Genomic DNA, 20874 nt, shown 5'->3' with positions numbered 1-20874 from the left:
GGCCATCGGGAGCTTTAAACCATGACCCTCGTCGACCAGACCGAGAAGCTGCGCCACCCCGAAAAAGCCCACAAGCCCGACAACCCGATCCAGCGCAAACCGGCCTGGATCCGGGTCAAGGCACCGATGAGCCAGGAATACAACGAGACCCGCCAACTGATGCGCGGGCTGAAGCTGAACACGGTGTGCGAAGAGGCCGCCTGCCCCAACATCGGGGAGTGCTGGAAGCACAAGCATGCCACCTTCATGATCCTGGGTTCCATCTGCACGCGCGGTTGCGCCTTCTGCAATGTCGAGACCGGGCGCCCGGACCTGCTGGATCCGCATGAGCCGGACAATGTGGCGGAAGCGGTCGGCAAGCTGAAACTCAGCCACGTCGTCATCACCTCGGTCGACCGCGACGATCTGGCCGACGGTGGTGCCGAGCATTTCGCCCGCACCATCCGCGCCGTCCGTGCCGCGTCGCCGACGACCACCATCGAAATCCTGACCCCCGACTTCCAGAAGAAGAAGGGTGCGGTCGAGGTGGTGGTTGAGGCCAAGCCCGACGTCTTCAACCACAATCTGGAAACCGTTCCGCGCCTGTACCCCAACATCCGCCCAGGTGCCCGTTATTTCGCCTCGCTGCAGTTGCTGGCGCGGGTGAAGGAGCTGGATCCGACGATCTTCACCAAGTCCGGCCTGATGGTCGGTCTGGGCGAGACGAAGGAGGAGATCGGGCAGGTGATGGACGATCTACGCTCCGCCGATGTGGACTTTCTGACGATTGGGCAGTATCTCCAGCCCACGCCCAAGCATGCGGCGGTGGATCGTTTCGTGACTCCCGAGGAGTTCGACGGTTATTCCACCGTTGGCCGCGGCAAGGGCTTCCTGCTGGTGGCCTCGTCGCCGCTGACGCGCTCGTCCTACCATGCGGGCGCGGATTTCGAGAAGCTGCGTGAAGCCCGGCTGCGCAAGCTGGGGGTCGCCGCCGCCTGATGCAGGCGGTTCAATAAGAAAGGATATGGTACGGGCATGCCGACGCACGCGGAAAAGAAGGTTCTTCCCTACACGCCCCAGCAGATGTACGACCTGGTCGCGGATGTGGAGAAGTATCCGGAGTTTCTGCCCTGGTGCCTGGCGGCCCGCATCCGCAAGCGCGAAGGCAATGTGATGTTTGCGGACCTGATCATCGGCTTCAAGATGGTCCGCGAACGCTTCACCTCGCGAGTGGAGCTGAATGAGCCCGGGTGCCGCATCGACGTGCAGTATACCGACGGGCCATTCCAGTATCTGAACAATCATTGGATCTTCAACGACCATCCCGGCGGCTGCTGCGTCGACTTCTTCGTTGACTTCGAGTTCCGCTCCAAGATGCTCCAGAAGATCATGGGCCTGCTGTTCAACGAGGCGGTGCGCCGCATGGTGCAGGCCTTTGAAACGCGTGCGGCCCAGCTTTACGGGCCGGGCCGGGCGACGCAACCGGCCTGACGCCGGCTGCGGATGGATGGATGCGGGCGGTCAGGTCTTGTCAGACCAAAGCTGTCCGCCGCTTGCCCAGTCGCTTTTCTTCACGTCCTGGAAAATGATGTCCACCGCCGAGGGCGAGCAACCGAGAACCTTCACGGTCGCCTCGGTCAGCGCCTTGGCGTACTCCCGCTTCTGCTCGACGGTGCGGCCCTCGAACAGCTGTATGTTGATGGTCGGCATCAGGTCTTTTCCTTCGTTATAAAGAGCTTACAAGCGTTTTCTCAGCGCAGGCTTCCGGTCGGCCGGGCCAGTCGCAGCCGCTCCAGCGCCGCCTGAACCGTCGCCATCCGCACGGCGTCACGGTCGCCAGGGAAGGTATATTCCTTGGCTTTCGCCGCTCCACCGCGTACGGCGGTGGCGACATAGACCCGGCCCACCGGCTTGTTCTCCGTGGCCCCTCCCGGACCGGCGATCCCGGTCACCGCCACCGTCACGTCGGCCCGCGACTTTGCCAGGGCACCAACGGCCATGGCGACGGCGACCTCCGGACTGACGGCGCCATGGGCATGCAGCAGGCTGGCGGGAACGCCCAGAAGTTCCGTCTTGGCGATGTTGGTATAGGTGACGAAGCCGCGGTCGACCACCTTGGATGAACCGGCGATGTCGGTCAGCGCGCCAGCGATCAGGCCGCCGGTGCAGGATTCGGCCGTCGCCAGCATGAAGCCCGCAAGGCCATACTCGGCAAGCGTCTGTGCGGCGAGGTCGCGGATGATCTCGGGAAACATGACGGCCTCTCCCGGTTCGTCTGGTTGGTTCGGATGTTAACCGGGAAGCCTGATCGTCGCCACCGCCTGTGCCGCGATGCCCTCCCGTCTGCCGGTGAAGCCCAGCTGTTCGGTGGTGGTCGCCTTGACGCTGACCCGCCCGACCTCGATGCCCAGGATTTGGGCAATGCGCTCCGCCATGACGGCGCGGTGCGGTCCGACCTTCGGCCGTTCGCAGATGATGGTGACGTCCGCATGGGCGATGACGCCGCCGCGTTCCGCAACCAGATCGGCGGCGTGCCGCAGAAACCTGGAACTGTCGGCCCCGCGCCAGCGCGGGTCTGTCGGCGGGAAGTGGCTGCCGATGTCACCGGCGGCCAGGGCGCCAAGGATGGCGTCGGTCAGGGCGTGCAGGCCGACGTCGGCATCCGAATGCCCCTCCAGCCCGTGGCTGTGCGGCACGCGCAGGCCGCAGAGCGTCACGAAGTCGCCATCGGTGAAGCGGTGGACGTCGAAGCCGCTGCCGGTCCGCACATCCCACAGGCTGCTCATGACCGCGCGGGTGGCGCGGGTGAGGTCGTCGGGGGTGGTCACCTTGAAATTGTCCTCCTTGGACGGCACCAGGGCGACGGCCAGCCCAGCCTGCTCCGCTACGGCGGCATCGTCGGTCAGCGTTAGGCCGGCGGCGGTGCGGTGCGCCTCCAGAATGGCAGGAAAGCGGAAGCCCTGCGGGGTCTGCGCCCGCCATAGCCCCTCGCGGTCGACCGTGCCGGTGATGACGCATTCGCTGCCGCGCTTCAGCGTATCGGCGACCTGTACCGCGGCGATGGCGCCCGGCGTGCTGTCGAGGGCGGCGATGACCGCGCCGATGGTGGACGCGTCGATCAGCGGGCGGGCGGCGTCGTGGATCAGCACGAGATCTGGCGCGCCGTCGGCGGCCAGAGCCTCCAGCCCATTGCGCACCGACTCCTGCCGGCTGGCGCCGCCTGCCACCGGGCTTGGGAGGCCGAGACCGGAGACGGCGGCGTCATAAGTCTCGCGCCAGGTCGGATCGATGACGACGCGCACGCCGGTGAGCTGGGGATGGCCGAGGAAAGCCTCCACCGTCCGGCGCAGCACCGGCTTGCCGGCGAGGTCGAGATATTGCTTCGGCCGTTCGGCCCCGAATCTCTGGCCGGATCCGCCGGCCACGATCAGGGCGACACAGGTGGGCGCGATGCAGGTGGGCATGAGGCAAACCGTAAGATATGATAGCCACTTGACGGAAACGTCGCGGAGCCTAGCCTGTCGCCGTGGTTCCGCCAAGTGCCGAGCCTTGCCGTCCCCAAGCCCCGGACCATGTCCAGGGCCGGTCGGCGTGTTCCGGCAGCAGGATGGCGGAAAGACGGGAGTGCATTCGGGTCCATGTCGCAGAACATCCTTTTGAGCCTGACGGCGTTGGTGGCCCTGGTGCCTGCCGCCCTTTATCCCTACCGGCGCATCGCTGGGCAGGGGGTGGAGGGGCGCGGCTGGTCCTTCTGGGGTGCCTTGCTGCTCGCTGCCGCCGGACCCGGCATGTGGGCGATCCTTCAGGTCGCCGGCCAGTGGCAGACCGGCTTCTCGACCGCGCTTTGGGTGACGACCGCCGCCTGCATGGCCCTGTTCATCGGGCTCAGCCTGTTCCACGCCACTGCTTGGAGGCTGGCGCCGCTGCTGCTGCCCTACCTGCTGGTCGTCTGCCTGCTGGCGACGCTGACCGAGGACGCGCCGGCGCCGATCCTGCGCGGCAACGCGCCGGGCGTCTGGATCGATCTCCATATCGCGGTGTCCGTCTTCACCTATGCCCTGCTGACGCTCAGTGCCGTGTCATCCTTCGCGGCGGTGATCCAGACCCGCGCGCTGAAGACCAAGCGGCCGACTCCGCTCAGCCGGTTCCTGCCCCCGGTCGCGGAAAGCGAACGGCTGCAACTGCGTCTGCTGATCGCCTCGGAGGTGGTGCTGGGCGCCGGCCTCGCCACCGGCATGGCTGTGCTCTATTTCGAGCAGGGGATGCTATTCCGCACCGACCATAAGAGCCTGCTGTCGCTGGCGACCTTCATCGTGATTGGCATTCTTCTGCTGGCGGAGTACCGCACTGGCGTGCGCGGACGGACGGCAGCGCGCACCATGCTGATCGTCTATCTGCTGGCGACGCTTGCCTACCCCGGCGTCAAGTTCGTGTCGAACGTGCTGATCGGACAGTGGACCTGGAACTGAGCCTTCCTAGCGGCAAGCTGGTGGAAGAAAAGATGTTTCGGCCGAGGCTTGGGCGTGCCCTTTGGGCTTCGCGCTTGCACACGACTGTAGCGGCGTGATAATCTGCCCAAATTGACGGCACTTTGTTGATTTGCCCATCAATCGGGCAGGTGAGAATGACCATACAAATCGGACCCATCACGCTCGCCGGACCGGTGATCCTGGCGCCCATGTCGGGTGTCTCCGACCTGCCGTTCCGCCGTCTGGTGAAGCGCGCGGGCTGCGGCCTCGTCGTGTCGGAGATGATCGCCAGCCAGGCGATGATCCGCGAGAACCGCCAGACCCTGCGCATGGTGGAGACCGAGCCGGAAGAGTTCCCGATGGCGGTCCAGCTCGCCGGCTGCGAACCCGAGGTGATGGCCGAGGCGGCGAAGCTGAACGAAGACCGTGGCGCTGCCGTCGTCGACATCAATTTCGGCTGTCCGGTCAAGAAGGTGGTCAACGGCCACGCCGGTTCGTCGCTGATGCGGGACGAGGCGTTGGCCGGCCGAATTCTGGAAGCGGTGGTGAAGGCCGTCAGCATTCCGGTGACGCTGAAGATGCGGCTGGGCTGGGACGAGACCAACCGCAATGCCCCGAACCTCGCCCGCATCGCGGAGCAATGCGGCATCAGGATGGTGACGGTCCATGGCCGCACCCGTATGCAGTTCTACACCGGCACCGCCGACTGGACTGCCGTCCGTCCCGTGAAGGAGGCGGTATCGATCCCGGTGGTGGTCAACGGTGACGTCACCAGCTTCGAGGCGGTGGACCGCGCGCTCGCCGAATCCGGTGCCGACGGCGTGATGATCGGGCGCGGCAGTTATGGCCGGCCCTGGTTCCCGTCGCAGGTCATGCATTACCTGCGCACCGGCGAGAAACTGACCGATCCACCGCTGCATGAGCAGATGGACACGCTGCTGGAGCATTTCGACAGTATGCTGAGCCATTACGGCAGCGACGGCGGCATCAAGGTCGCCCGCAAGCATGTCTCCTGGTATTCGACCGGCCTGCGCGGCTCCAACGAGTTTCGGCAGGAGGTCAACCAGTTGGGCGACCCGAACGCGGTGCGTGACCGCATCCGTGCCTTTTACGAACCGGCAATCGAAAGGATGGCCGCCTGATGGATCCCGTTTCCACAACCAGCCCCGGGACCGCCCAGAGTCAGCGTGGCCGCAACCGGTCGTCAGCGGCGCGGTCGCCCAGGCTGGAGTCCCTGGTGGTGCTGAACAGCCTGCCCGATCCTGTGCTGGTGGTGGACGGCAACGGCGATATCCGCTTCGTCAATCTGGAGGGACAGGAGTTCTTCGATCTGTCGGCCAATGCCATGGAGGGCATGCCGCTGCCCGACCTGCTCCCGCCGGACAGCCCGGTGATGGGCCTGATTCAGCAGGTCCGCCGCGGCAGCCGCCGCGTGTCCCAGGACGGCGTCGTCATCGACACCCCCCGGATCGGTCCGCACCATGTGACGGTGCAGGTGGCGACCATGGGCGACCCGCCCGACCATGTGGTGCTGACCATCCATGAGCGGTCGCTGGCCCGCAAGATCGATCATTCGCTGACCCACCGCCATGCCGCGCGCTCCGTGACCGCCATGGCGGCGATGCTGGCGCATGAGGTGAAGAACCCGCTGTCGGGCATCCGCGGCGCCGCTCAACTGCTGGAGGAGAACGCCAGCGACCAGGACCGGGTTCTGACCCGCCTGATCTGCGACGAGGCCGACCGCATCGTCGCCCTGGTCAACCGGATGGAGGTGTTCTCCGACGAGAGGCCGCTGGAACGCGCCGCGGTGAACATCCATACGGTGCTGGAACATGTGCGCAAGGTCGCCCAGAGCGGCTTTGCCCGAAAAATACGCTTTGTCGAGCGTTACGACCCGTCGCTGCCTCCTGTTTACGGCAATCGCGACCAACTTGTGCAGGTTTTCCTGAATCTGGTGAAAAATGCGGCAGAGGCTGCACCAGAATCAGGCGGCGAGATCACGCTGACCACCTCCTACCAGCATGGTGTGCGCATGGCATTGCCCGGTGGCGATGCGCGTCGGCATCTGCCCCTGCTGGTGACGGTTCAGGATAATGGCGACGGTATTCCGGAAGACCTGCAATCCAACCTGTTCGATCCGTTCGTGACCAGCAAAGTGAACGGGACTGGCCTTGGTCTTGCATTGGTGGCGAAACTGATAGGCGACCATGGCGGAACCATCGAGTTCGACAGCCAGCCTCGCCGGACCGTCTTCAAGGTGTCGCTGCCGATGTACGATGATTCGAAATACGATGAACCGAAGCTTTCCGGGGACTCGAAAATTTCTGATGCTGGCTTGCAGTCCAAGGGCGGCCGGGGGACTCGGTGATGAGCGCGGCGACCATTCTCGTCGCGGATGACGATCGCGCCATCCGCACCGTCCTGACGCAGGCCCTCGCCCGGCTGGGGCACGAGGTGCGCACCACCGGCAACGCCGCGACGCTGTGGCGCTGGGTGGCGGACGGGCAGGGGGATCTGGTCATCACCGACGTGGTGATGCCGGATGAGAACGGCCTGGATCTGATCCCCCGCATCAAGAAGCTGCGGCCGGAAATGCGCGTGATCGTGATGAGCGCGCAGAACACGCTGATCACCGCGGTGAAGGCGGCGGAACGCGGGGCTTTCGAGTATCTGCCCAAGCCCTTCGACCTGAAGGAACTGGTGTCGGTCGTCGAACGGGCGCTGAACACCAACACGCCGCCGGCCACCATGCCCGGCGGCGACATGGAGGGCGAGGAACAGCTGCCGCTGATCGGCCGCTCGCCCGCCATGCAGGAAATCTACCGGGTGCTGGCCCGCCTGATGGGCACCGACCTGACGGTGATGATCACCGGCGAGAGCGGTACCGGCAAGGAACTGGTGGCCCGTGCGCTGCACGATTACGGCAAGCGGCGCAACGGCGCCTTCGTCGCCATCAACATGGCGGCCATCCCGCGCGAGCTGATCGAATCCGAGCTGTTCGGTCACGAGAAGGGCGCCTTCACCGGTGCGACCAACCGGTCGACCGGCCGGTTCGAGCAGGCGCAGGGCGGCACCCTGTTCCTGGACGAGATCGGCGACATGCCGCTCGACGCCCAGACCCGGCTGCTGCGCGTGTTGCAGGAGGGCGAATACACCACGGTCGGCGGGCGCACTGCGATCAAGACCGATGTGCGCATCATCGCGGCGACCCACCGCGACCTGCGTACCCTGATCCGTCAGGGCCTGTTCCGCGAGGATCTGTTCTGCCGCCTGTGCGTCGTGCCGATCCGCCTGCCGCCGCTGCGTGAGCGGACCGAGGACATCCCGCTGCTGGTCCGCCATTTCCTCAATCTCGGCATCAGCCAGGGGCTTCCGGCCAAGAGCATCGATCAGGCGGCGATGGACCGGCTGAAGCGCTACCGCTGGCCCGGCAACGTCCGCGAGCTGGAAAACCTCGTCCGTCGTCTGGCTGCCCTCTATTCGCAGGAGGTCATCGGGCTGGATGTGGTGGAAGCGGAGCTTGCCGATGCCACTCCTGCCGCCCAGCCGGTGGAGGAGCCACAGAGCGAAGGCCTCTCCTCCGCGGTCGAGCGCCATTTGAAGGACTATTTCGCCGCCCACAAGGACGGCATGCCGTCCAATGGTCTCTATGATCGGGTGCTGCGCGAGATCGAACGGCCACTGATCTCGCTCAGCCTGTCGGCGACGCGGGGCAACCAGATCAAGGCGGCCCAGCTGCTCGGCCTGAACCGAAACACGCTGCGCAAGAAAATCCGCGATCTGGACATCCAGGTGATGCGCGGCATCAAATAAACGGCATCCGGCGGCGCGTGGCGGTGCCCCCGCCGCCGCAGCCGATCCGTGCCAAAATTGCGACACAGCCTGTACCTGGAGGGCGGCAAACCACAGCGCATCGAACGCACGGTTGCTCTGAAGCCTTCTGGCGTAACCAGTGCTGTCCGAAAGGCAGATTCATTGCGGCTTGGCAGGGCCGCAACAGAGGTGTATCTTTCCGGCAACAGATTAGCGCCGGACCATGCCACCCAACACCGACATCGCAGCAGCCGGCCAAAGACCGGTCTGGCAGAAGATTCTCCAATGGTCCCGCCGGGTCGGGCTGGGCAAACGGCTTGCGTTTGCCCTTTCGCTCGCCGCCTTGGCCGCCGGCTTCGCCACCTATGCGGCGATGACGGAGAGTGCGCCATTCGGACAGGCCAACCCGCGGACCGTCACGCTTCTGCTAACCCTCGACCTTGCCATCCTGCTAACGCTGGGCGTGTTGATCGCCCGGCGCATCGTCGCCATCCTGATCGGACGGCGGCGCGGGCTGGCGGGGTCGCGGCTGCACACCCGGCTGGTTCTGGTGTTCAGCGTGCTGGCGGTGGCGCCGGCCATCATCATGACCGTCTTCTCGACCCTGTTCTTCTATGTCGGGGTGCAGAGCTGGTTCAGCGACCGGGTGCGGACGGCGGTGAACGAATCCCTGGTGGTGGCCAGTGCCTATCTGCACGAGCACCAACAGAACATCCGCGCCGACGCGCTCGCCATGGCCAACGACCTGTCGCAGGAGGCCCGCTTCTCCAGCGACCCCGAGCGGTTCGAGCAGGTGGTGGCCACCCAGGCGATGCTGCGCGCGCTGTCCGAGGCGATCGTCTTCAACGGCACCACCGGCGCCATCGTCGCACGGGCCGGCTACACCTTCACCCTGGAATTCGAGCCGATCCCGGAAGACAAGATCCAGCAGGCCCGTGGCGGCGAGGTCGCGCTGATCGTCAAGGAATCCGACGACCGCGTCCGCGCCCTGGTCAGCCTGGACCGCGTGTCCGACACATTCCTCTATGTCGGCCGCATGGTGGAGCCGCGGGTGCTCCAGCACATGGCGTCGGCCGAAGGGGCGGTGAAGGAATACACCGCGCTGGAGAATCAGCGCGGCAGCCTTCAGATCACCTTCACGCTGATCTTCCTGGTGGTGGCGATGCTGCTGCTGCTGGCGGCGGTGTGGGCCGGGCTGAATTTCGCCACCCGGCTGGTCCGCCCGATCAGCGCGCTGATCGGCGCCGCCGAGCGGGTGCGCGCCGGCGACCTGACGGTCCGTGTGTCCGAACCGCCGGGCGAGGACGAGTTCGTCCTGCTGTCACGCGCCTTCAACCGCATGACAACCGAGATCGAGGGGCAGCGTCGCGAGTTGCTGTCGACGAACCGGCTGCTGGACGAGCGGCGCCGCTTTACCGAGACGGTGCTGTCCGGCGTGTCCGCCGGCGTGCTGGGCGTCGATGCCGATGGCGCCATCAACCTGCCGAACCTGTCCGCCGCCCGCCTGCTGGACGAGGAGGATCCGGAACGGCTGGTCGGCATGCCGCTGGTCGAACTGCTGCCCGACATCGGCGACCTGCTGGACAATGCGCCGAAGAAGCCCGGCCGCGTGGTGCAGGACCAGATCCAGATCCGGCGTCCTGGCAAGCCGACACTGACCCTGCTGGTCCGCATTGCGGCGGAGGTGCGTGACGGCACTGTGCGGGGCTATGTCGTCACCTTCGACGACATCACCGAACTGGTCTCTGCCCAGCGCAAGGCGGCCTGGGCCGACGTGGCCCGCCGCATCGCACACGAGATCAAGAACCCGCTGACTCCGATCCAGCTGTCCGCCGAACGGCTGCGACGCAAATATCTGAAGGAGATCTCCAGCGATACGGAGGTCTTCACCATGTGCACCGACACCATCGTCCGACAGGTCGACGATATCCGACGGATGGTGGACGAGTTCTCAGCCTTCGCGCGGATGCCACAGCCGGTGATGAAGCCGGTCAACATCAACGATCTGGTCCGGCAGGCGGTCTTCCTGCAATCGAGCGCGCATTCCGGGAAGATCCGCTTCGACACGCGGCTGCCGTCGGGACCGCTGACGATTGCCTGCGACAGCCGGCAGATTTCCCAGGTGCTGACCAACCTGTTGCAGAATGCGGCCGACGCCATCGAAGGGCGTACACCGACGGCGGACGGGTCGGAGCTGCCGCCGGGAGAGGTGGCGATCGCGGTGGAGGATGACGGCGAGAAGGTCGTCGTCACCGTCGAGGACAACGGCAAGGGGCTGCCCGGCGGCGAACAGCGCGACCGGCTGACCGAACCCTATGTGACTACGCGGGCCAAGGGCACCGGGCTCGGGCTCGCCATCGTCAAGAAGATCATGGAGGACCATGGCGGCGTGCTGACCCTGGAGGACCGCGAAGGCGGACCTGGGGCGCGCGTGACCCTGGTCATTCCACACCCGGTTACGGTCGCGAATGACGCGGGCGGCCGTGACGACAGGCCGGCGGAGACCGGCGGAGAGATGAGGCACGAAGCCCATGGCGCATGATATTCTGATCGTCGACGACGAAGCCGATATCCGGATGCTGATTGCCGGCATCCTGAACGACGAAGGCATCAAGACGCGCGAGGCCGCCGACGCCGATCAGGCCTTCGCCCAGGTTGCGGCGCGCCGGCCGAGCCTCGTCGTGCTCGACATCTGGTTGCAAGGCAGCAGACTGGACGGCCTGCAGATCCTGGAACAGCTGATGCGGGATCATGCCAACCTGCCGGTCATCATGATCTCCGGCCACGGCAACATCGAGACCGCGGTCCAGGCGATCAAGATCGGCGCCTACGACTTCATCGAGAAGCCGTTCAAGGCCGACCGCCTGCTGCTGATGGTGGAACGCGCGATCGAGGCGGCGCGGCTGAAGCGCGAGAATCAGGAACTGAAACTGCGCGCCGGCGGCGATGTCGAGTTGATCGGCAAGTCCTCGGCGGTCAATCAGGTGCGCCAGTCCATCGACAAGGTGGCGCCGACCGGCAGCCGCGTGCTGATTTCCGGCCCACCCGGAGCCGGCAAGGAGGTTGTCGCGCGGCTGATCCATGCCCGCTCGCGCCGGGCCGGCGGGCCCTTCGTCGGTCTGAACTGCGCCACCATGCGGCCGGAGCGGCTGGAGATGGAGCTGTTCGGTACCGAGGCCGGCGTCGACGGACCCGGCCGCAAGATCGGCACCTTCGAGCAGGCCCATGGCGGCACGCTGCTGCTGGACGAGGTCGCCGACATGCCGCTGGAAACCCAGGGCAAGATCGTCCGCGCCCTTCAGGAGCAGGTGTTCGAGCGCGTCGGCGGCGGCCAGCGGGTCGAGGTGGACGTGCGCGTCATCGCCACCTCCAACCGCGACCTTCAAGCGGAGATCGAGCAGGGCCGCTTCCGCCAGGATCTGTTCTACCGCCTGTCGGTCGTGCCGATCCGCGTACCGTCGCTGGCCGAGCGGCGCGAGGACATCCCGGTGCTGGCCCGCCATTTCATGCAACGCTCCGCCGAGGCGTCCGGCCTGCCGACCCGCGAGTTCGGCGAGGACGCGATGGCCGCACTCCAGGCCTATGACTGGCCGGGCAACGTGCGCCAGCTGCGCAACGTGGTGGACTGGCTGCTGATCATGGCCCATGGCGACCCCAAGGAACCGATCCGCGCCGACACCCTGCCGCCGGAAATCGGCGCCATCACGCCGACAGTGCTGAAGTGGGACAAGGGTGGCGAAATCATGGGGCTGCCGCTCCGCGAGGCGCGCGAGGTGTTCGAGCGCGAGTATCTTCTGGCCCAGGTCACCCGCTTCGGCGGCAACATCTCCCGCACCGCGTCGTTCGTCGGCATGGAGCGCTCCGCCCTTCACCGCAAGCTGAAGTCGCTCGGCGTCCATGGCAGCGAGAAGGGGAAGATGTTCATCGAGTGACCAGTGCCTTGCATCGCGACGCCAAACTGGTCATATAAACTTGACCAGTTTGGCGGAGACGAAAATGGGACTGCCGGTGGTGACGGTCAGCGTGACCGAATTCAAGGCGAAATGCCTGTCGCTGTTCGACGACCTTGAGGATCACCGCGTCGCCAAGATCGTGGTGACCAGACATGGCCGCCCTGTGGCTGAACTGAACCCGCCGGACCGCGAGCTGCCGCCGTTGTTCGGTGCCCATCCCGGATCCGTGGAGGTGGTTGCAGAGTACGACCTGACCCGGCCAACCTTCGGCGACGATGTCTTCGATGCGGAAAGCGGGATTCTTCACCGGTGACAGCCGAATGATCCTGCTCGATACCCATGTGGTTCTATGGCTCGACGCCGGAATTGAACTTTCTCCCGATGCCTGCGATCGCATAGAACAGGAAAGATCGACCGGCGGCATCCTGGTGTCGACGGTCTCTGCCTGGGAAATTGGAACGCTGGTCCGCAAAGGCCGGATTCGCCTGGATCTCGAGCCCTCGGCCTGGATACAGCGGTTTCTTGCCGCTGCCGGGCTGCGCTGCCTGCCGCTTTCGTTGGAAGCGGCGCTCGGCGCGTCGAGCCTGCCGGAACCTCTCCACAACGATCCGGCCGACCGGCTGTTGATTGCCACCGCCCGCGAACTCGGCGTCCCTCTCATGACCCGGGATAGGGTGATCCATGACTATGCAGCCGCATCGGGGACAATCCGTGTGCACTCCTGCTGATCTGTGGCTGCAATTTCTGACCTTCGGAGCACTCCCCTTGTCCGCCTCCATCACCCTGCCGCGCGCCGTCGTCTATGACTGGGACAACACCCTGGTCAGCAACTGGGACACGGTGCGCGAGGCGTTGAATCATGCGCTGGTGTCCTTCGACCTTGCCCCCTGGAGTGCTGAGGAGGCGCGCGAGCGGATCAAGGCGTCCTTGCGCGACAGCTTCCCGCGCATCTTCGGCGAGCACTGGACCGACGCGCGCGATCTGTTCTACGCCTATTTCGCCGCCCATCATCTGGATGGGTTGAAGCCGCTGCCGGGTGCCGAGACCCTGCTGAGCCATTTCCACGAACTTGGCGTCTATCAGGCGGTGGTCTCCAACAAAAATGGCAAGTTCCTGCGGGCCGAGGCTGAGGCACTGGGGTGGAGCCGCTATTTTGGCAGGCTGGTCGGCGCCCAGGATGCGGAATTCGATAAGCCCCATATAGCCCCGGTGCGGATGGCGCTGGAGCCGTCAGGCATCGAAGCCGGTGCCGATGTCTGGTTTCTCGGCGATGCCGACATCGATATGGAATGCGCCCATGGCGCCGGGCTCGTTCCGGTGCTAATAGGGCTGGGCGAGGGGAGTGGCTTCGACCGCTTTCCCCCTGCCCATCGCCACACCGACTGCACCGCGCTTTACAGCGCGCTGTATGGCTTGGTGGATGGCAATGGTGATACCATATCCCTGCAAACGGCTGTCGAGACGGTACCAACGCGCACCACACCTGCACCGTGAAACGGGGAGCGGACCGCCTAAACGAAGGGGTCCCAAGAACATTGAAGAAGGGGGCATGAAAAATGTCTGAAAAAAGCCAAAACGTGCAGGACGTGTTTCTAAATCACGTCCGTAAGAACAAGACTCCCGTAACCGTCTTTCTCGTGAACGGCGTGAAACTCCAGGGCATCATTACTTGGTTCGACAACTTCTCGGTACTTCTGCGGCGCGACGCGCATTCCCAGCTCGTCTACAAGCACGCAATTTCAACGGTCATGCCGGCCCATCCCATTCAACTTTTCGAGCCGCCCAAGGAAGGTGAAAGCGTCTGATCCCTTGACCAATGGTAACGGCGCGGCCCCTGAAGGCGCCGCGCGGGCCATCGTGGTCCACCCCGTCCTCCGCAGTGAGGCGGACGGGGACATGCGCCCTCCCGAATCCCGGCTTGAGGAAGCGGTCGGTCTTGCCCAGGCCATCGAATTGGACGTCGTCCATGCCGAATGCGCCAAGGTGAACCGGCCGCAGCCATCGACCCTGCTCGGCTCCGGCACGGTGGAGCATCTGGCACAGGTGGTGGAGGAGGCGGAGGCGACGCTTGTCATCCTCGACCACGCCCTGTCGCCAGTCCAGCAGCGCAACCTCGAACGAGCGCTGAAGGCGAAGGTCATCGACCGCACCGGCCTGATCCTCGAGATCTTCGGTGCCCGCGCCCGGACGCGGGAAGGCATGCTTCAGGTCGAACTGGCCTCCCTGACCTATCAGAAATCCCGGCTGGTGCGGTCCTGGACCCACCTGGAACGCCAGCGCGGCGGCTTCGGCTTTCTCGGTGGCCCGGGCGAATCGCAGCTTGAGCTTGACCGCCGCCTGATCGGCGACCGGATCATCAAGATCAAGAAGGAACTGGAGGAGGTCCGGCGTACCCGCGGCCTGCACCGCAAGGCACGTGCCAAGGTGCCGTACCCGGTGGTGGCGCTGGTCGGCTACACCAACGCGGGCAAATCGACACTGTTCAACCGCTTGGCGAATGCCGACGTCTTCGCCCAGGATCTGTTGTTCGCCACGCTCGATCCCACCATGCGGCAGGTCACCCTGCCGTCGGGGCGCAAGGTGATCCTGTCGGACACGGTCGGCTTCATCTCCGATCTGCCGCACGGACTCGTCGCCGCCTTCCGCGCCACGCTGGAGGAGGTGGACGCCGCCGACATCATCCTGCATGTCCGCGACATCGCCCACATCGACAGCGAGGCCCAGAAGGCCGACGTCCATGAGGTGCTGTCCGACATGGGCATCGACCCGGAGACGGACGACCGGGTGATCGAGGTTCTGAACAAGATCGATGCGCTGGACGAGGAAAGCCGCGCGGCGATCCTGGCCCAGACCAGCCGAAACCCGCAGGCCGTGGCGGTCTCCGCTCTGTCCGGTGAGGGGATCGACGATCTCGACCGCCTGCTGGACCAGCGGATGAACGTCAACCGGCAGGTCGTCGACCTGTCGGTCGACCTCGGCGACGGGGCGGCGCTTGCCTGGCTCTATGCCAAAGGGGAGGTGCTGGACCGCTACGACGACGAGGAGCATGCGCACCTGCATGTCTCGATCGACCCCGTCGACCTCGCCCGGTTCGAAAAGCGCTTCCAACCCTCTATCCAGGCCGAGCCGCAACCTTAGGCGGCGTGGTTGGGTGTCTGGCCAAACGGAATGGGGTGCAATCCACAACTATGACCTGTTGCACCCCACTCCGGTCTTAAGACGAATGCGGCGTGGTCATTCAGCCGTTGGGGTCCGATGATGGGAAGGGAGCGGTCGTGCTCCCCCTTGAGGAGGACTGCCAATGCGGTTGCAAACCGATCCGTCGTGCTTCTCGATCACGGCCTTTCTCGCTGATCAGGTTGCCCTCGTCGCCCGTCAGGAGAAGTTGCCGCCGGGTGCTGCCCTGCTGCGCCTGCAGGAGCTTTCACGCACGCCCGAGGGACGCGATACCCTGATGCACCTGATCGAAGCGGCTGCCGAGCGGGAGCCGAATGCCGATGAGGCCGCGAAAATCTCCGCGATCTGCCGTGAACTGGCGGCGTGGGGCTATGGCGGCTTCAGCGGTGGACCGCAGCATCGCTCTCATCACGATCACCGTGCCGCGGCGTGATGGTGATTTGACACACGCTTGAGGGATGACGGCACCTGCGATGGCGGGCCATAATGGGCCGTTCGCCATCGCCGCGGTTCCGTCGTGCTCTGCTTCCCGTCCCGTATCCTTATGACCGGTGTCGGCCGTCTGATGCCGGCGCTGCCGCTTTTGCTGGCATTCTCCCAGCCACTGGCGGCGGCGGTGCCGTTGCGTCCGGGAATGCCGCTGCCGCCCGGCTATGTGGAAGAGCCTGAAACTCCGCCCGAAGATCCGCTTCCTCCTCCGCCAAGGCCGCTGCCGGTGGCACCCGACGAACCGCAGGTTGTGGCACCGGATGCCGCCGGATTGCTGAAGGAATGCAAGCAGACGACCTTCACCGATTGCTTCCGCATGTGGCAACCACCGCCGCCGCCGCCGCCGCCGGAACCGGAACCGGAGAAGGAAACCGCCGGCACGCCCCCCCCACCCCCACCCCCACCGCCGCCCGATCCCAAGGCGCCGCGCCAGCCCGCGCAGGGCGGACCGGTGCCACCGCCTCCGCCCGATCCGGCCAAGGAGGCCGCAGCGGCTGCGGCAGACCGCGCCACCCTCGATGCGCTATCCAAGGCGTTGAAGGACAGCGGATTGGACGGCAAGGTTCTGTTGACCGATCCCAAGGCTGGCGATCCCGTGCTGAAACTCGATAGCGCGCCCGGCAGCAAGCCGGCGGCGAAGCGCTGATCGTCACCATCCTCGAACCGTTAGAGGCCAACCAGACATGACGGGTTTCCCGCTCCCCGACATCGACCGCGTGTCCGACCTGATCCGCTCGGTCGCGCAGACGGAGATCATGCCCTATTTCCAGAAGCTCGACGCCGCCGGCATCCGGCAGAAGACCGGACCAACCGACCTCGTCACGCTGGCGGACGAGGCGGCGGAGCGGGCCCTGACCCCGGCGCTGTCGGCCCTGCTGCCGGGAAGCCGCGTGATTGGGGAGGAAGCGGCGTCGGAAGACGAACGGGTGCTCGACCGCATCCACGGCGATGATCCGGTGTGGATCATCGATCCGGTGGACGGCACGATCAATTTCGCCCAGGGCCGGCCGATGTTCGCGGTGATCGTCGCGCTCGCCTGCAAGGGCGAGACGGTCGCCGGCTGGATCCACGACCCGGTCGATGGGCGGATGGCGACGGCGATGAAGGGGCAGGGCGCTTGGCTCGGCGGACGCCGTGTCCATGTCGCGCCCGCGGTGCCGCTGCCGCAGATGGTGGGGGCGCTGTCGACCCGCTTCTGCAGCGAAGAGATGAGGCTCAAGCTGGAGGAGCGCAGCGCGGGGGTCGCCGAGCGGGTGTGCCTGTCGAGTGCGGCGCAGGAATATCTGCGGCTGCTCGAAGGACGGGCGCACTACTCGCTCTATCATCGGCTGATGCCGTGGGACCATGCGGCCGGCGTGCTTCTGCATGCGGAAGCTGGCGGTTATTCGGCCCTGATCGACGGCACGCCCTACCGGCCGGGGCTGCTGGACGGCAGCATCCTGCTGGCGCCCGACCACGATAGCTGGCAGGCGCTGCATGCGCAGCTGTTTGGGTGAGTACGGGAGGTGAAGGCGGGGGCGATCTTGCCCCCGTCCCCAATCCTCAATGGGCCAGCAATGCCGGCAGGGCCAGACCGTCAAGCACCGTGCGCGTCGCCCCACCCAGCACGAGTTCGCGCAGGCGGGAGTGGCCGTAGGCGCCCATCACCAGCAGGTCGGCGCCCTGGTCGGTACAGCAGGACAGGATCATGTCTCCGACCTCGCCACCCGACGCGATGACCGACTGCGGACGGGCGGCGATGCCATGACGGTGCAGCCAGTCGACCAGGGATGCCGCTTCGTTGCTCTGCTGCCCGAGCGGTTCGACGGTCAGCACGCTCACCGACTCCGCGCTCTCCAGGAAGGGCATGGCGGCGCGGACGGCGCGGGCCGATTCGCGGCTGTTCTTCCAGGCGATCAGCACATGGCGGCCGATGGGGGCTTTGGCGGGTTGCCTCGGCGGCAGGACCAGGACCGGGGTGGCTGTCTCCAGTGGCAGGCGATCAGGAATGTGGTGGAGCGACACGCGCTCACCCGCGCGCACCGCCGCCGATTGCGCAACCACGATCAGGTCGGCGTAGGACGCCCGCTCGGCCAACAGTTCGACATGGTCGCCTTCCTCGATTGTCCAGTCATAGGGCAGACCATCGAGCGACTGGCGGACCTCCTGCTCTATCCGTTCGGCATTTTCATGGGCGATGGCGGTCGCTTCCGCCATGAAGCCGTAGGAGGCGGCGCGGCCGGTGGCGCCAGCCGGCATCGACACCGGGGTAGCGATATAGAGAGCCTGGATATGGGCGGAGAAGCGCTTGGCCAGGGACGCGGCCACCGCCAGACGGTTGGCATGGGCGTCGTCGTTGGCCATGTGCAGCAGGATGGTCTTGATCGGCATGCCCTCGCGTCTCCCAATCTTATGCTTGGTCCGCCATCAGCCGGCGGAGCGGTTTCCCTCTAGGTAACGCTCCGCCGGGGCTTATGGCAACGCTGCTGGATGGGGCCGGACGATGGGGGCAGGCGGTTACTTCACCACCACCGCATACTGGTCGATCGGCGCCACCGCCTTGATCAGCCCCCGTGCCTTCAGGAACTCCGCGAAGCGCGTGTAGCGCTCGGCATCCAGGGCGGCCGGGCTGTGGGAAAAGCGCGGCAGCGTGTCGGCCCAGGCGCGGCGGTTCAGCTCGTCGTTCAGCTCCGGCCGGCCCTTGACGAAGGCGGCCTGCGATTCTTCAGGATGGTTCAGGATGTAGAGCGTGGCACGCTCCACCGCCGCCAGGAAGCGCTTGAATCGCGGATCGTTCGCCTTGTCCTTGCGGGCGACCAGGATCAGCTCGTCATATGGGGGAACACCCTCCTCCTCCGGGTAGAAGGCACGGCCGGGGTGCTTCTCGATCTCCATCTGGTTCAGTTCAAAGTTGCGGAAGGCGCCGACCACCGCGTCGACCTGCCCCGAGAGCAGCGACGGCGACAGGGAGAAGTTGACGTTGACCAGCTCGACGTCCTTCAGGCTCAGCCCCTGCTTCTCCAGCATGGCGCCCAGCAACGCGTCCTCGAAGCCGGCGATCGAATAGCCGACCTTGCGGCCTTTCAGGTCCTTCAGCGACTTCACCGGTCCGTCGCGCAGGACGACGACGGAGTTCAGCGGTGTCGACACCAGCGTGCCGATGCGGACCAGCGGCAGCCCCTCGTCCACCTGAAGGATCAGTTGCGGCTGATAGGACACGGCGATGTCGGTGCCGCCGGCGGCGACCAGCTTCGGCGGGTCGTTGGGATCGGCCGGGGCGGTCAGGGTGACCTCCAGCCCGGCATCCTTGAAGAAGCCCTTTTCCTGCGCCACCACCAGCGGGGCGTGGTCCGGGTTGACGAACCAGTCCAGCATCACGGACAGCTTTTCCTGGGCCGATGCCGGAAGCGAGGTCATCAGGCTGGCGGCCATCAGGCCGGCGGTAAGCAGGTGCTTCATCGGCAGGTGCTTCATCGGGTGTCTTTCCCCCTTCAAGGGTTGGCGTCTTCGGCGGGTTGGGTATCGGGTTGCCAGGGCAGGGCGCGGCGGGCCAGCGCATCGACGGCGGCATAGAGCGTCACCGCGAAAAGCCCCAACACCAGCACGGCAGCGAACAGAAGGTCGATCTGCATGCGGGCGTTGGCGTGCAGCATCAGGTAGCCGAGGCCGGAGGACGACCCCACCCACTCGCCGATCACCGCACCGATCGGCGCCACGGCGGCGGCGACGCGCACGCCGGACCAGAAGGCGGGCAGGGCCGCCGGCAGGCGGATGCTCCAGAGGATGGCGGCGGGCGAGGCGCCCATGGTGCGGGCAAGGTCGAGCCAGCCGGGATCGGTGCGGCGCAGCCCGTCGAACAGGGCGGTCGTGACCGGGAAATAGATTACGAGAACCGCCATGGCGATCTTCGACGCCATGCCGTAGCCCAGCCAAAGCACCAGCAGTGGTGCCAGGGCGAAGACCGGAATTGCCTGGCTGACCAACAGCAGCGGCATCAGCCAGCGTCTTGCGGTGCGGAAACGCGCCAACACAAGCGCGCTGACCCCGCCGAGCGCCACGCCGGCAACAAGTCCGATCAGGATCTCGGCCAGAGTGGTCAGGCCGTGGGTCCACAGGAGTGGAGCCTGCCGCTGCATGGCATCCGCGACGGCCAGCGGGCTGGGCAGCAGATAGCGCGGCAGGCCGGTGGCCCAAACCAGCGCCTGCCAGCAGGCGACCAGCACCGACAGGGTCACCGCCGCGCGCAGCAGCGCCTTCATTCCGCCAGCCTCCGCAGAAGCTCCGCCTGATGGGCCAACAGCCCGGCATCGTCGACCCGGCGCGGCACCGGGCCGGAGGGCTCCAGCGCCGGACCCATGACGGCCGGACGACCGGTCATCACATGCAGGCGGTCACCGATGCGCAACGCCTCCAGCGGGTCGTGGGTGACCATCAGGACGGTGCGGCCGGCCAGCGTCCCGGCAGCCGTCTCCTGCAGGCGCAGCCGGGTGATGGCGTCCAGCGCGGAGAACGGCTCGTCCATCAGGACCAGCGGCTTGTCCTCCATCAGCGTGCGGGCCAGGGCGACGCGCTGCCGCTGGCCACCAGACAGTGCGGCGGGACGGTCACGCTCCCGCCCCGCCAGTCCGACGCGGTCGAGAAGGGAGCGCGCCTGTTCCACCCGTGTCGGGTCGGGACGACGGTGGCGCAACCGGTCGCCGAGCAGGACATTGTCCAGAACGGTCAACCAAGGCAGCAGTAAATCCTGCTGCGCCATGTAGGCGATGCGGCCGGCCAGCGGCAGCCCGTCCCCGGTGACGACCTCCGTCGGCGGCTCCGGTTCTGCCAGGCCGGCAAGGATGCGCAGCAGCGTGGTCTTGCCGACGCCACTCGGCCCCAGCAGGCAGGTGGTCCGGCCGGCCAGAAGCTCCAGCGTCAGGTCGGAGAACAGCAGCGTGCCGCCATAGGTCAGCCGGGCGCGCGAAATGGTCACCGACAGCGGCGTCATCGCGAGCATCGGGGCGAGCATGGTGGAT

The 20874-nt window shown here is 66.1% G+C and carries 23 protein-coding genes; 16 read left to right on the top strand and 7 right to left on the bottom strand.

What is annotated here, in order from left to right:
• Window positions 1-21 precede the first annotated feature (21 nt).
• Window positions 22-978: a lipoyl synthase gene (gene lipA, locus E6C72_RS10745; RefSeq protein ID WP_109085480.1), complete on the top strand. Its 957-nt coding sequence runs from the start codon at window positions 22-24 to the stop codon at window positions 976-978.
• 36 nt (window positions 979-1014) lie between these two features.
• On the top strand, window positions 1015-1470 hold the full coding sequence (locus E6C72_RS10740) for a type II toxin-antitoxin system RatA family toxin (RefSeq protein ID WP_109085479.1): 456 nt from the start codon (window positions 1015-1017) through the stop codon (window positions 1468-1470).
• A gap of 30 nt (window positions 1471-1500) precedes the next feature.
• On the opposite strand, the gene E6C72_RS10735 is transcribed toward E6C72_RS10740, so the two are convergent.
• The 3 genes from E6C72_RS10735 to E6C72_RS10725 are packed head-to-tail and all read right to left on the bottom strand — an operon-like array spanning window position 1501 to window position 3443.
• On the bottom strand, window positions 1501-1689 hold the full coding sequence (locus E6C72_RS10735; protein WP_109085478.1) for a 4-oxalocrotonate tautomerase: 189 nt from the start codon (window positions 1687-1689) through the stop codon (window positions 1501-1503).
• Between the two features lie 41 nt (window positions 1690-1730).
• Window positions 1731-2234: a CinA family protein gene (locus E6C72_RS10730; protein WP_109085477.1), complete on the bottom strand. Its 504-nt coding sequence runs from the start codon at window positions 2232-2234 to the stop codon at window positions 1731-1733.
• Between the two features lie 36 nt (window positions 2235-2270).
• The gene (locus E6C72_RS10725; RefSeq protein ID WP_109085476.1) at window positions 2271-3443 is read right to left on the bottom strand and encodes a bifunctional 2-C-methyl-D-erythritol 4-phosphate cytidylyltransferase/2-C-methyl-D-erythritol 2,4-cyclodiphosphate synthase; all 1173 of its coding nucleotides are present in this window, start codon (window positions 3441-3443) and stop codon (window positions 2271-2273) included.
• A gap of 174 nt (window positions 3444-3617) precedes the next feature.
• Here E6C72_RS10725 and E6C72_RS10720 point away from each other — a divergent pair, with 174 nt between their 5' ends.
• From E6C72_RS10720 to E6C72_RS10655, 14 genes are all read left to right on the top strand, one after another.
• Window positions 3618-4448, top strand: coding sequence for an inner membrane protein YpjD (locus E6C72_RS10720; RefSeq protein WP_109085475.1), 831 nt, complete (start codon window positions 3618-3620; stop codon window positions 4446-4448).
• 155 nt (window positions 4449-4603) lie between these two features.
• Window positions 4604-5590 carry a tRNA dihydrouridine synthase DusB gene (gene dusB, locus E6C72_RS10715; RefSeq protein WP_109085474.1) on the top strand — a complete coding sequence of 329 codons (987 nt, stop codon included), beginning with the start codon at window positions 4604-4606 and terminating at the stop codon, window positions 5588-5590.
• Entirely contained in the window at window positions 5590-6816 is a 1227-nt protein-coding gene (locus tag E6C72_RS10710) for a nitrogen regulation protein NR(II) (protein ID WP_109085473.1), read from the top strand. Before dusB ends, E6C72_RS10710 begins: the two co-directional genes overlap by 1 nt.
• Entirely contained in the window at window positions 6816-8261 is a 1446-nt protein-coding gene (gene ntrC / locus E6C72_RS10705; protein ID WP_136700723.1) for a nitrogen regulation protein NR(I), read from the top strand. Before E6C72_RS10710 ends, ntrC begins: the two co-directional genes overlap by 1 nt.
• 223 nt (window positions 8262-8484) lie before the next feature.
• Window positions 8485-10803 carry a PAS domain-containing sensor histidine kinase gene (locus tag E6C72_RS10700; protein ID WP_109085471.1) on the top strand — a complete coding sequence of 773 codons (2319 nt, stop codon included), beginning with the start codon at window positions 8485-8487 and terminating at the stop codon, window positions 10801-10803.
• The gene (locus E6C72_RS10695; protein WP_109085470.1) at window positions 10793-12193 is read left to right on the top strand and encodes a sigma-54 dependent transcriptional regulator; all 1401 of its coding nucleotides are present in this window, start codon (window positions 10793-10795) and stop codon (window positions 12191-12193) included. Before E6C72_RS10700 ends, E6C72_RS10695 begins: the two co-directional genes overlap by 11 nt.
• Before the next feature lie 64 nt (window positions 12194-12257).
• Window positions 12258-12527 carry a type II toxin-antitoxin system Phd/YefM family antitoxin gene (locus E6C72_RS10690; protein ID WP_109085469.1) on the top strand — a complete coding sequence of 90 codons (270 nt, stop codon included), beginning with the start codon at window positions 12258-12260 and terminating at the stop codon, window positions 12525-12527.
• A gap of 7 nt (window positions 12528-12534) precedes the next feature.
• The gene (locus E6C72_RS10685) at window positions 12535-12942 is read left to right on the top strand and encodes a type II toxin-antitoxin system VapC family toxin (protein WP_109085468.1); all 408 of its coding nucleotides are present in this window, start codon (window positions 12535-12537) and stop codon (window positions 12940-12942) included.
• 37 nt (window positions 12943-12979) lie between these two features.
• Window positions 12980-13708, top strand: coding sequence for an HAD family hydrolase (locus E6C72_RS10680; RefSeq protein ID WP_109085467.1), 729 nt, complete (start codon window positions 12980-12982; stop codon window positions 13706-13708).
• A 62-nt stretch (window positions 13709-13770) separates the two neighbouring features.
• Window positions 13771-14019, top strand: a complete 249-nt coding sequence (hfq, locus tag E6C72_RS10675; RefSeq protein ID WP_012974114.1) for an RNA chaperone Hfq — start codon at window positions 13771-13773, stop codon at window positions 14017-14019.
• Window positions 14020-14110: 91 nt separating this feature from the next.
• Window positions 14111-15352 (top strand): GTPase HflX, encoded by a 1242-nt coding sequence (gene hflX / locus E6C72_RS10670; protein ID WP_247875663.1) that lies wholly within the window; start codon window positions 14111-14113, stop codon window positions 15350-15352.
• Window positions 15353-15515: 163 nt separating this feature from the next.
• Window positions 15516-15824: a hypothetical protein gene (locus E6C72_RS10665; RefSeq protein WP_109085466.1), complete on the top strand. Its 309-nt coding sequence runs from the start codon at window positions 15516-15518 to the stop codon at window positions 15822-15824.
• Window positions 15825-15935: 111 nt separating this feature from the next.
• A complete protein-coding gene (locus tag E6C72_RS10660; protein WP_247882049.1) occupies window positions 15936-16526 on the top strand; it encodes a hypothetical protein in 591 nt (196 codons plus the stop codon).
• Window positions 16527-16563: 37 nt separating this feature from the next.
• Window positions 16564-17376, top strand: coding sequence for an inositol monophosphatase family protein (locus E6C72_RS10655; protein ID WP_109443581.1), 813 nt, complete (start codon window positions 16564-16566; stop codon window positions 17374-17376).
• Window positions 17377-17422: 46 nt separating this feature from the next.
• Here the strand turns inward: E6C72_RS10655 and E6C72_RS10650 are convergent, their stop codons facing one another.
• The 4 genes from E6C72_RS10650 to E6C72_RS10635 form a co-directional block, all read right to left on the bottom strand.
• Complete coding sequence (locus E6C72_RS10650) at window positions 17423-18250, bottom strand: universal stress protein (RefSeq protein WP_109443582.1); 828 nt, start codon at window positions 18248-18250, stop codon at window positions 17423-17425.
• A 126-nt stretch (window positions 18251-18376) separates the two neighbouring features.
• On the bottom strand, window positions 18377-19318 hold the full coding sequence (locus E6C72_RS10645) for an ABC transporter substrate-binding protein (RefSeq protein WP_109443706.1): 942 nt from the start codon (window positions 19316-19318) through the stop codon (window positions 18377-18379).
• Window positions 19319-19350: 32 nt separating this feature from the next.
• Window positions 19351-20118 carry an ABC transporter permease gene (locus E6C72_RS10640; RefSeq protein ID WP_109443583.1) on the bottom strand — a complete coding sequence of 256 codons (768 nt, stop codon included), beginning with the start codon at window positions 20116-20118 and terminating at the stop codon, window positions 19351-19353.
• Window positions 20115-20867 (bottom strand): ABC transporter ATP-binding protein, encoded by a 753-nt coding sequence (locus E6C72_RS10635; protein ID WP_109443584.1) that lies wholly within the window; start codon window positions 20865-20867, stop codon window positions 20115-20117. The genes E6C72_RS10640 and E6C72_RS10635 overlap by 4 nt, the downstream gene beginning before the upstream one ends.
• Window positions 20868-20874 lie beyond the last annotated feature (7 nt).

It is taken from the genome of Azospirillum sp. TSH100 (assembly GCF_004923295.1).
Taxonomy (GTDB): domain Bacteria; phylum Pseudomonadota; class Alphaproteobacteria; order Azospirillales; family Azospirillaceae; genus Azospirillum.
The sequence above is the reverse complement of the archived record's forward strand: the minus strand, read 5'-3'. Positions and strand labels throughout refer to the sequence as shown.

What these genes read in the sequence shown, in the direction of transcription:
- lipA (WP_109085480.1), top strand. Translation starts at nt 22, where the DNA reads ATGACCCTCGTCGACCAGACCGAGAAGCTGCGCCACCCCGAAAAAGCC.
- E6C72_RS10740 (WP_109085479.1), top strand. Translation starts at nt 1,015, where the DNA reads ATGCCGACGCACGCGGAAAAGAAGGTTCTTCCCTACACGCCCCAGCAG.
- E6C72_RS10735 (WP_109085478.1), bottom strand. Translation starts at nt 1,689, where the DNA reads ATGCCGACCATCAACATACAGCTGTTCGAGGGCCGCACCGTCGAGCAG.
- E6C72_RS10730 (WP_109085477.1), bottom strand. Translation starts at nt 2,234, where the DNA reads ATGTTTCCCGAGATCATCCGCGACCTCGCCGCACAGACGCTTGCCGAG.
- E6C72_RS10725 (WP_109085476.1), bottom strand. Translation starts at nt 3,443, where the DNA reads ATGCCCACCTGCATCGCGCCCACCTGTGTCGCCCTGATCGTGGCCGGC.
- E6C72_RS10720 (WP_109085475.1), top strand. Translation starts at nt 3,618, where the DNA reads ATGTCGCAGAACATCCTTTTGAGCCTGACGGCGTTGGTGGCCCTGGTG.
- dusB (WP_109085474.1), top strand. Translation starts at nt 4,604, where the DNA reads ATGACCATACAAATCGGACCCATCACGCTCGCCGGACCGGTGATCCTG.
- E6C72_RS10710 (WP_109085473.1), top strand. Translation starts at nt 5,590, where the DNA reads ATGGATCCCGTTTCCACAACCAGCCCCGGGACCGCCCAGAGTCAGCGT.
- ntrC (WP_136700723.1), top strand. Translation starts at nt 6,816, where the DNA reads ATGAGCGCGGCGACCATTCTCGTCGCGGATGACGATCGCGCCATCCGC.
- E6C72_RS10700 (WP_109085471.1), top strand. Translation starts at nt 8,485, where the DNA reads ATGCCACCCAACACCGACATCGCAGCAGCCGGCCAAAGACCGGTCTGG.
- E6C72_RS10695 (WP_109085470.1), top strand. Translation starts at nt 10,793, where the DNA reads ATGGCGCATGATATTCTGATCGTCGACGACGAAGCCGATATCCGGATG.
- E6C72_RS10690 (WP_109085469.1), top strand. Translation starts at nt 12,258, where the DNA reads ATGGGACTGCCGGTGGTGACGGTCAGCGTGACCGAATTCAAGGCGAAA.
- E6C72_RS10685 (WP_109085468.1), top strand. Translation starts at nt 12,535, where the DNA reads ATGATCCTGCTCGATACCCATGTGGTTCTATGGCTCGACGCCGGAATT.
- hfq (WP_012974114.1), top strand. Translation starts at nt 13,771, where the DNA reads ATGTCTGAAAAAAGCCAAAACGTGCAGGACGTGTTTCTAAATCACGTC.
- hflX (WP_247875663.1), top strand. Translation starts at nt 14,111, where the DNA reads ATGCGCCCTCCCGAATCCCGGCTTGAGGAAGCGGTCGGTCTTGCCCAG.
- E6C72_RS10665 (WP_109085466.1), top strand. Translation starts at nt 15,516, where the DNA reads ATGCGGTTGCAAACCGATCCGTCGTGCTTCTCGATCACGGCCTTTCTC.
- E6C72_RS10660 (WP_247882049.1), top strand. Translation starts at nt 15,936, where the DNA reads ATGACCGGTGTCGGCCGTCTGATGCCGGCGCTGCCGCTTTTGCTGGCA.
- E6C72_RS10655 (WP_109443581.1), top strand. Translation starts at nt 16,564, where the DNA reads ATGACGGGTTTCCCGCTCCCCGACATCGACCGCGTGTCCGACCTGATC.
- E6C72_RS10650 (WP_109443582.1), bottom strand. Translation starts at nt 18,250, where the DNA reads ATGCCGATCAAGACCATCCTGCTGCACATGGCCAACGACGACGCCCAT.
- E6C72_RS10645 (WP_109443706.1), bottom strand. Translation starts at nt 19,318, where the DNA reads ATGAAGCACCTGCTTACCGCCGGCCTGATGGCCGCCAGCCTGATGACC.
- E6C72_RS10640 (WP_109443583.1), bottom strand. Translation starts at nt 20,118, where the DNA reads ATGAAGGCGCTGCTGCGCGCGGCGGTGACCCTGTCGGTGCTGGTCGCC.
- E6C72_RS10635 (WP_109443584.1), bottom strand. Translation starts at nt 20,867, where the DNA reads ATGCTCGCCCCGATGCTCGCGATGACGCCGCTGTCGGTGACCATTTCG.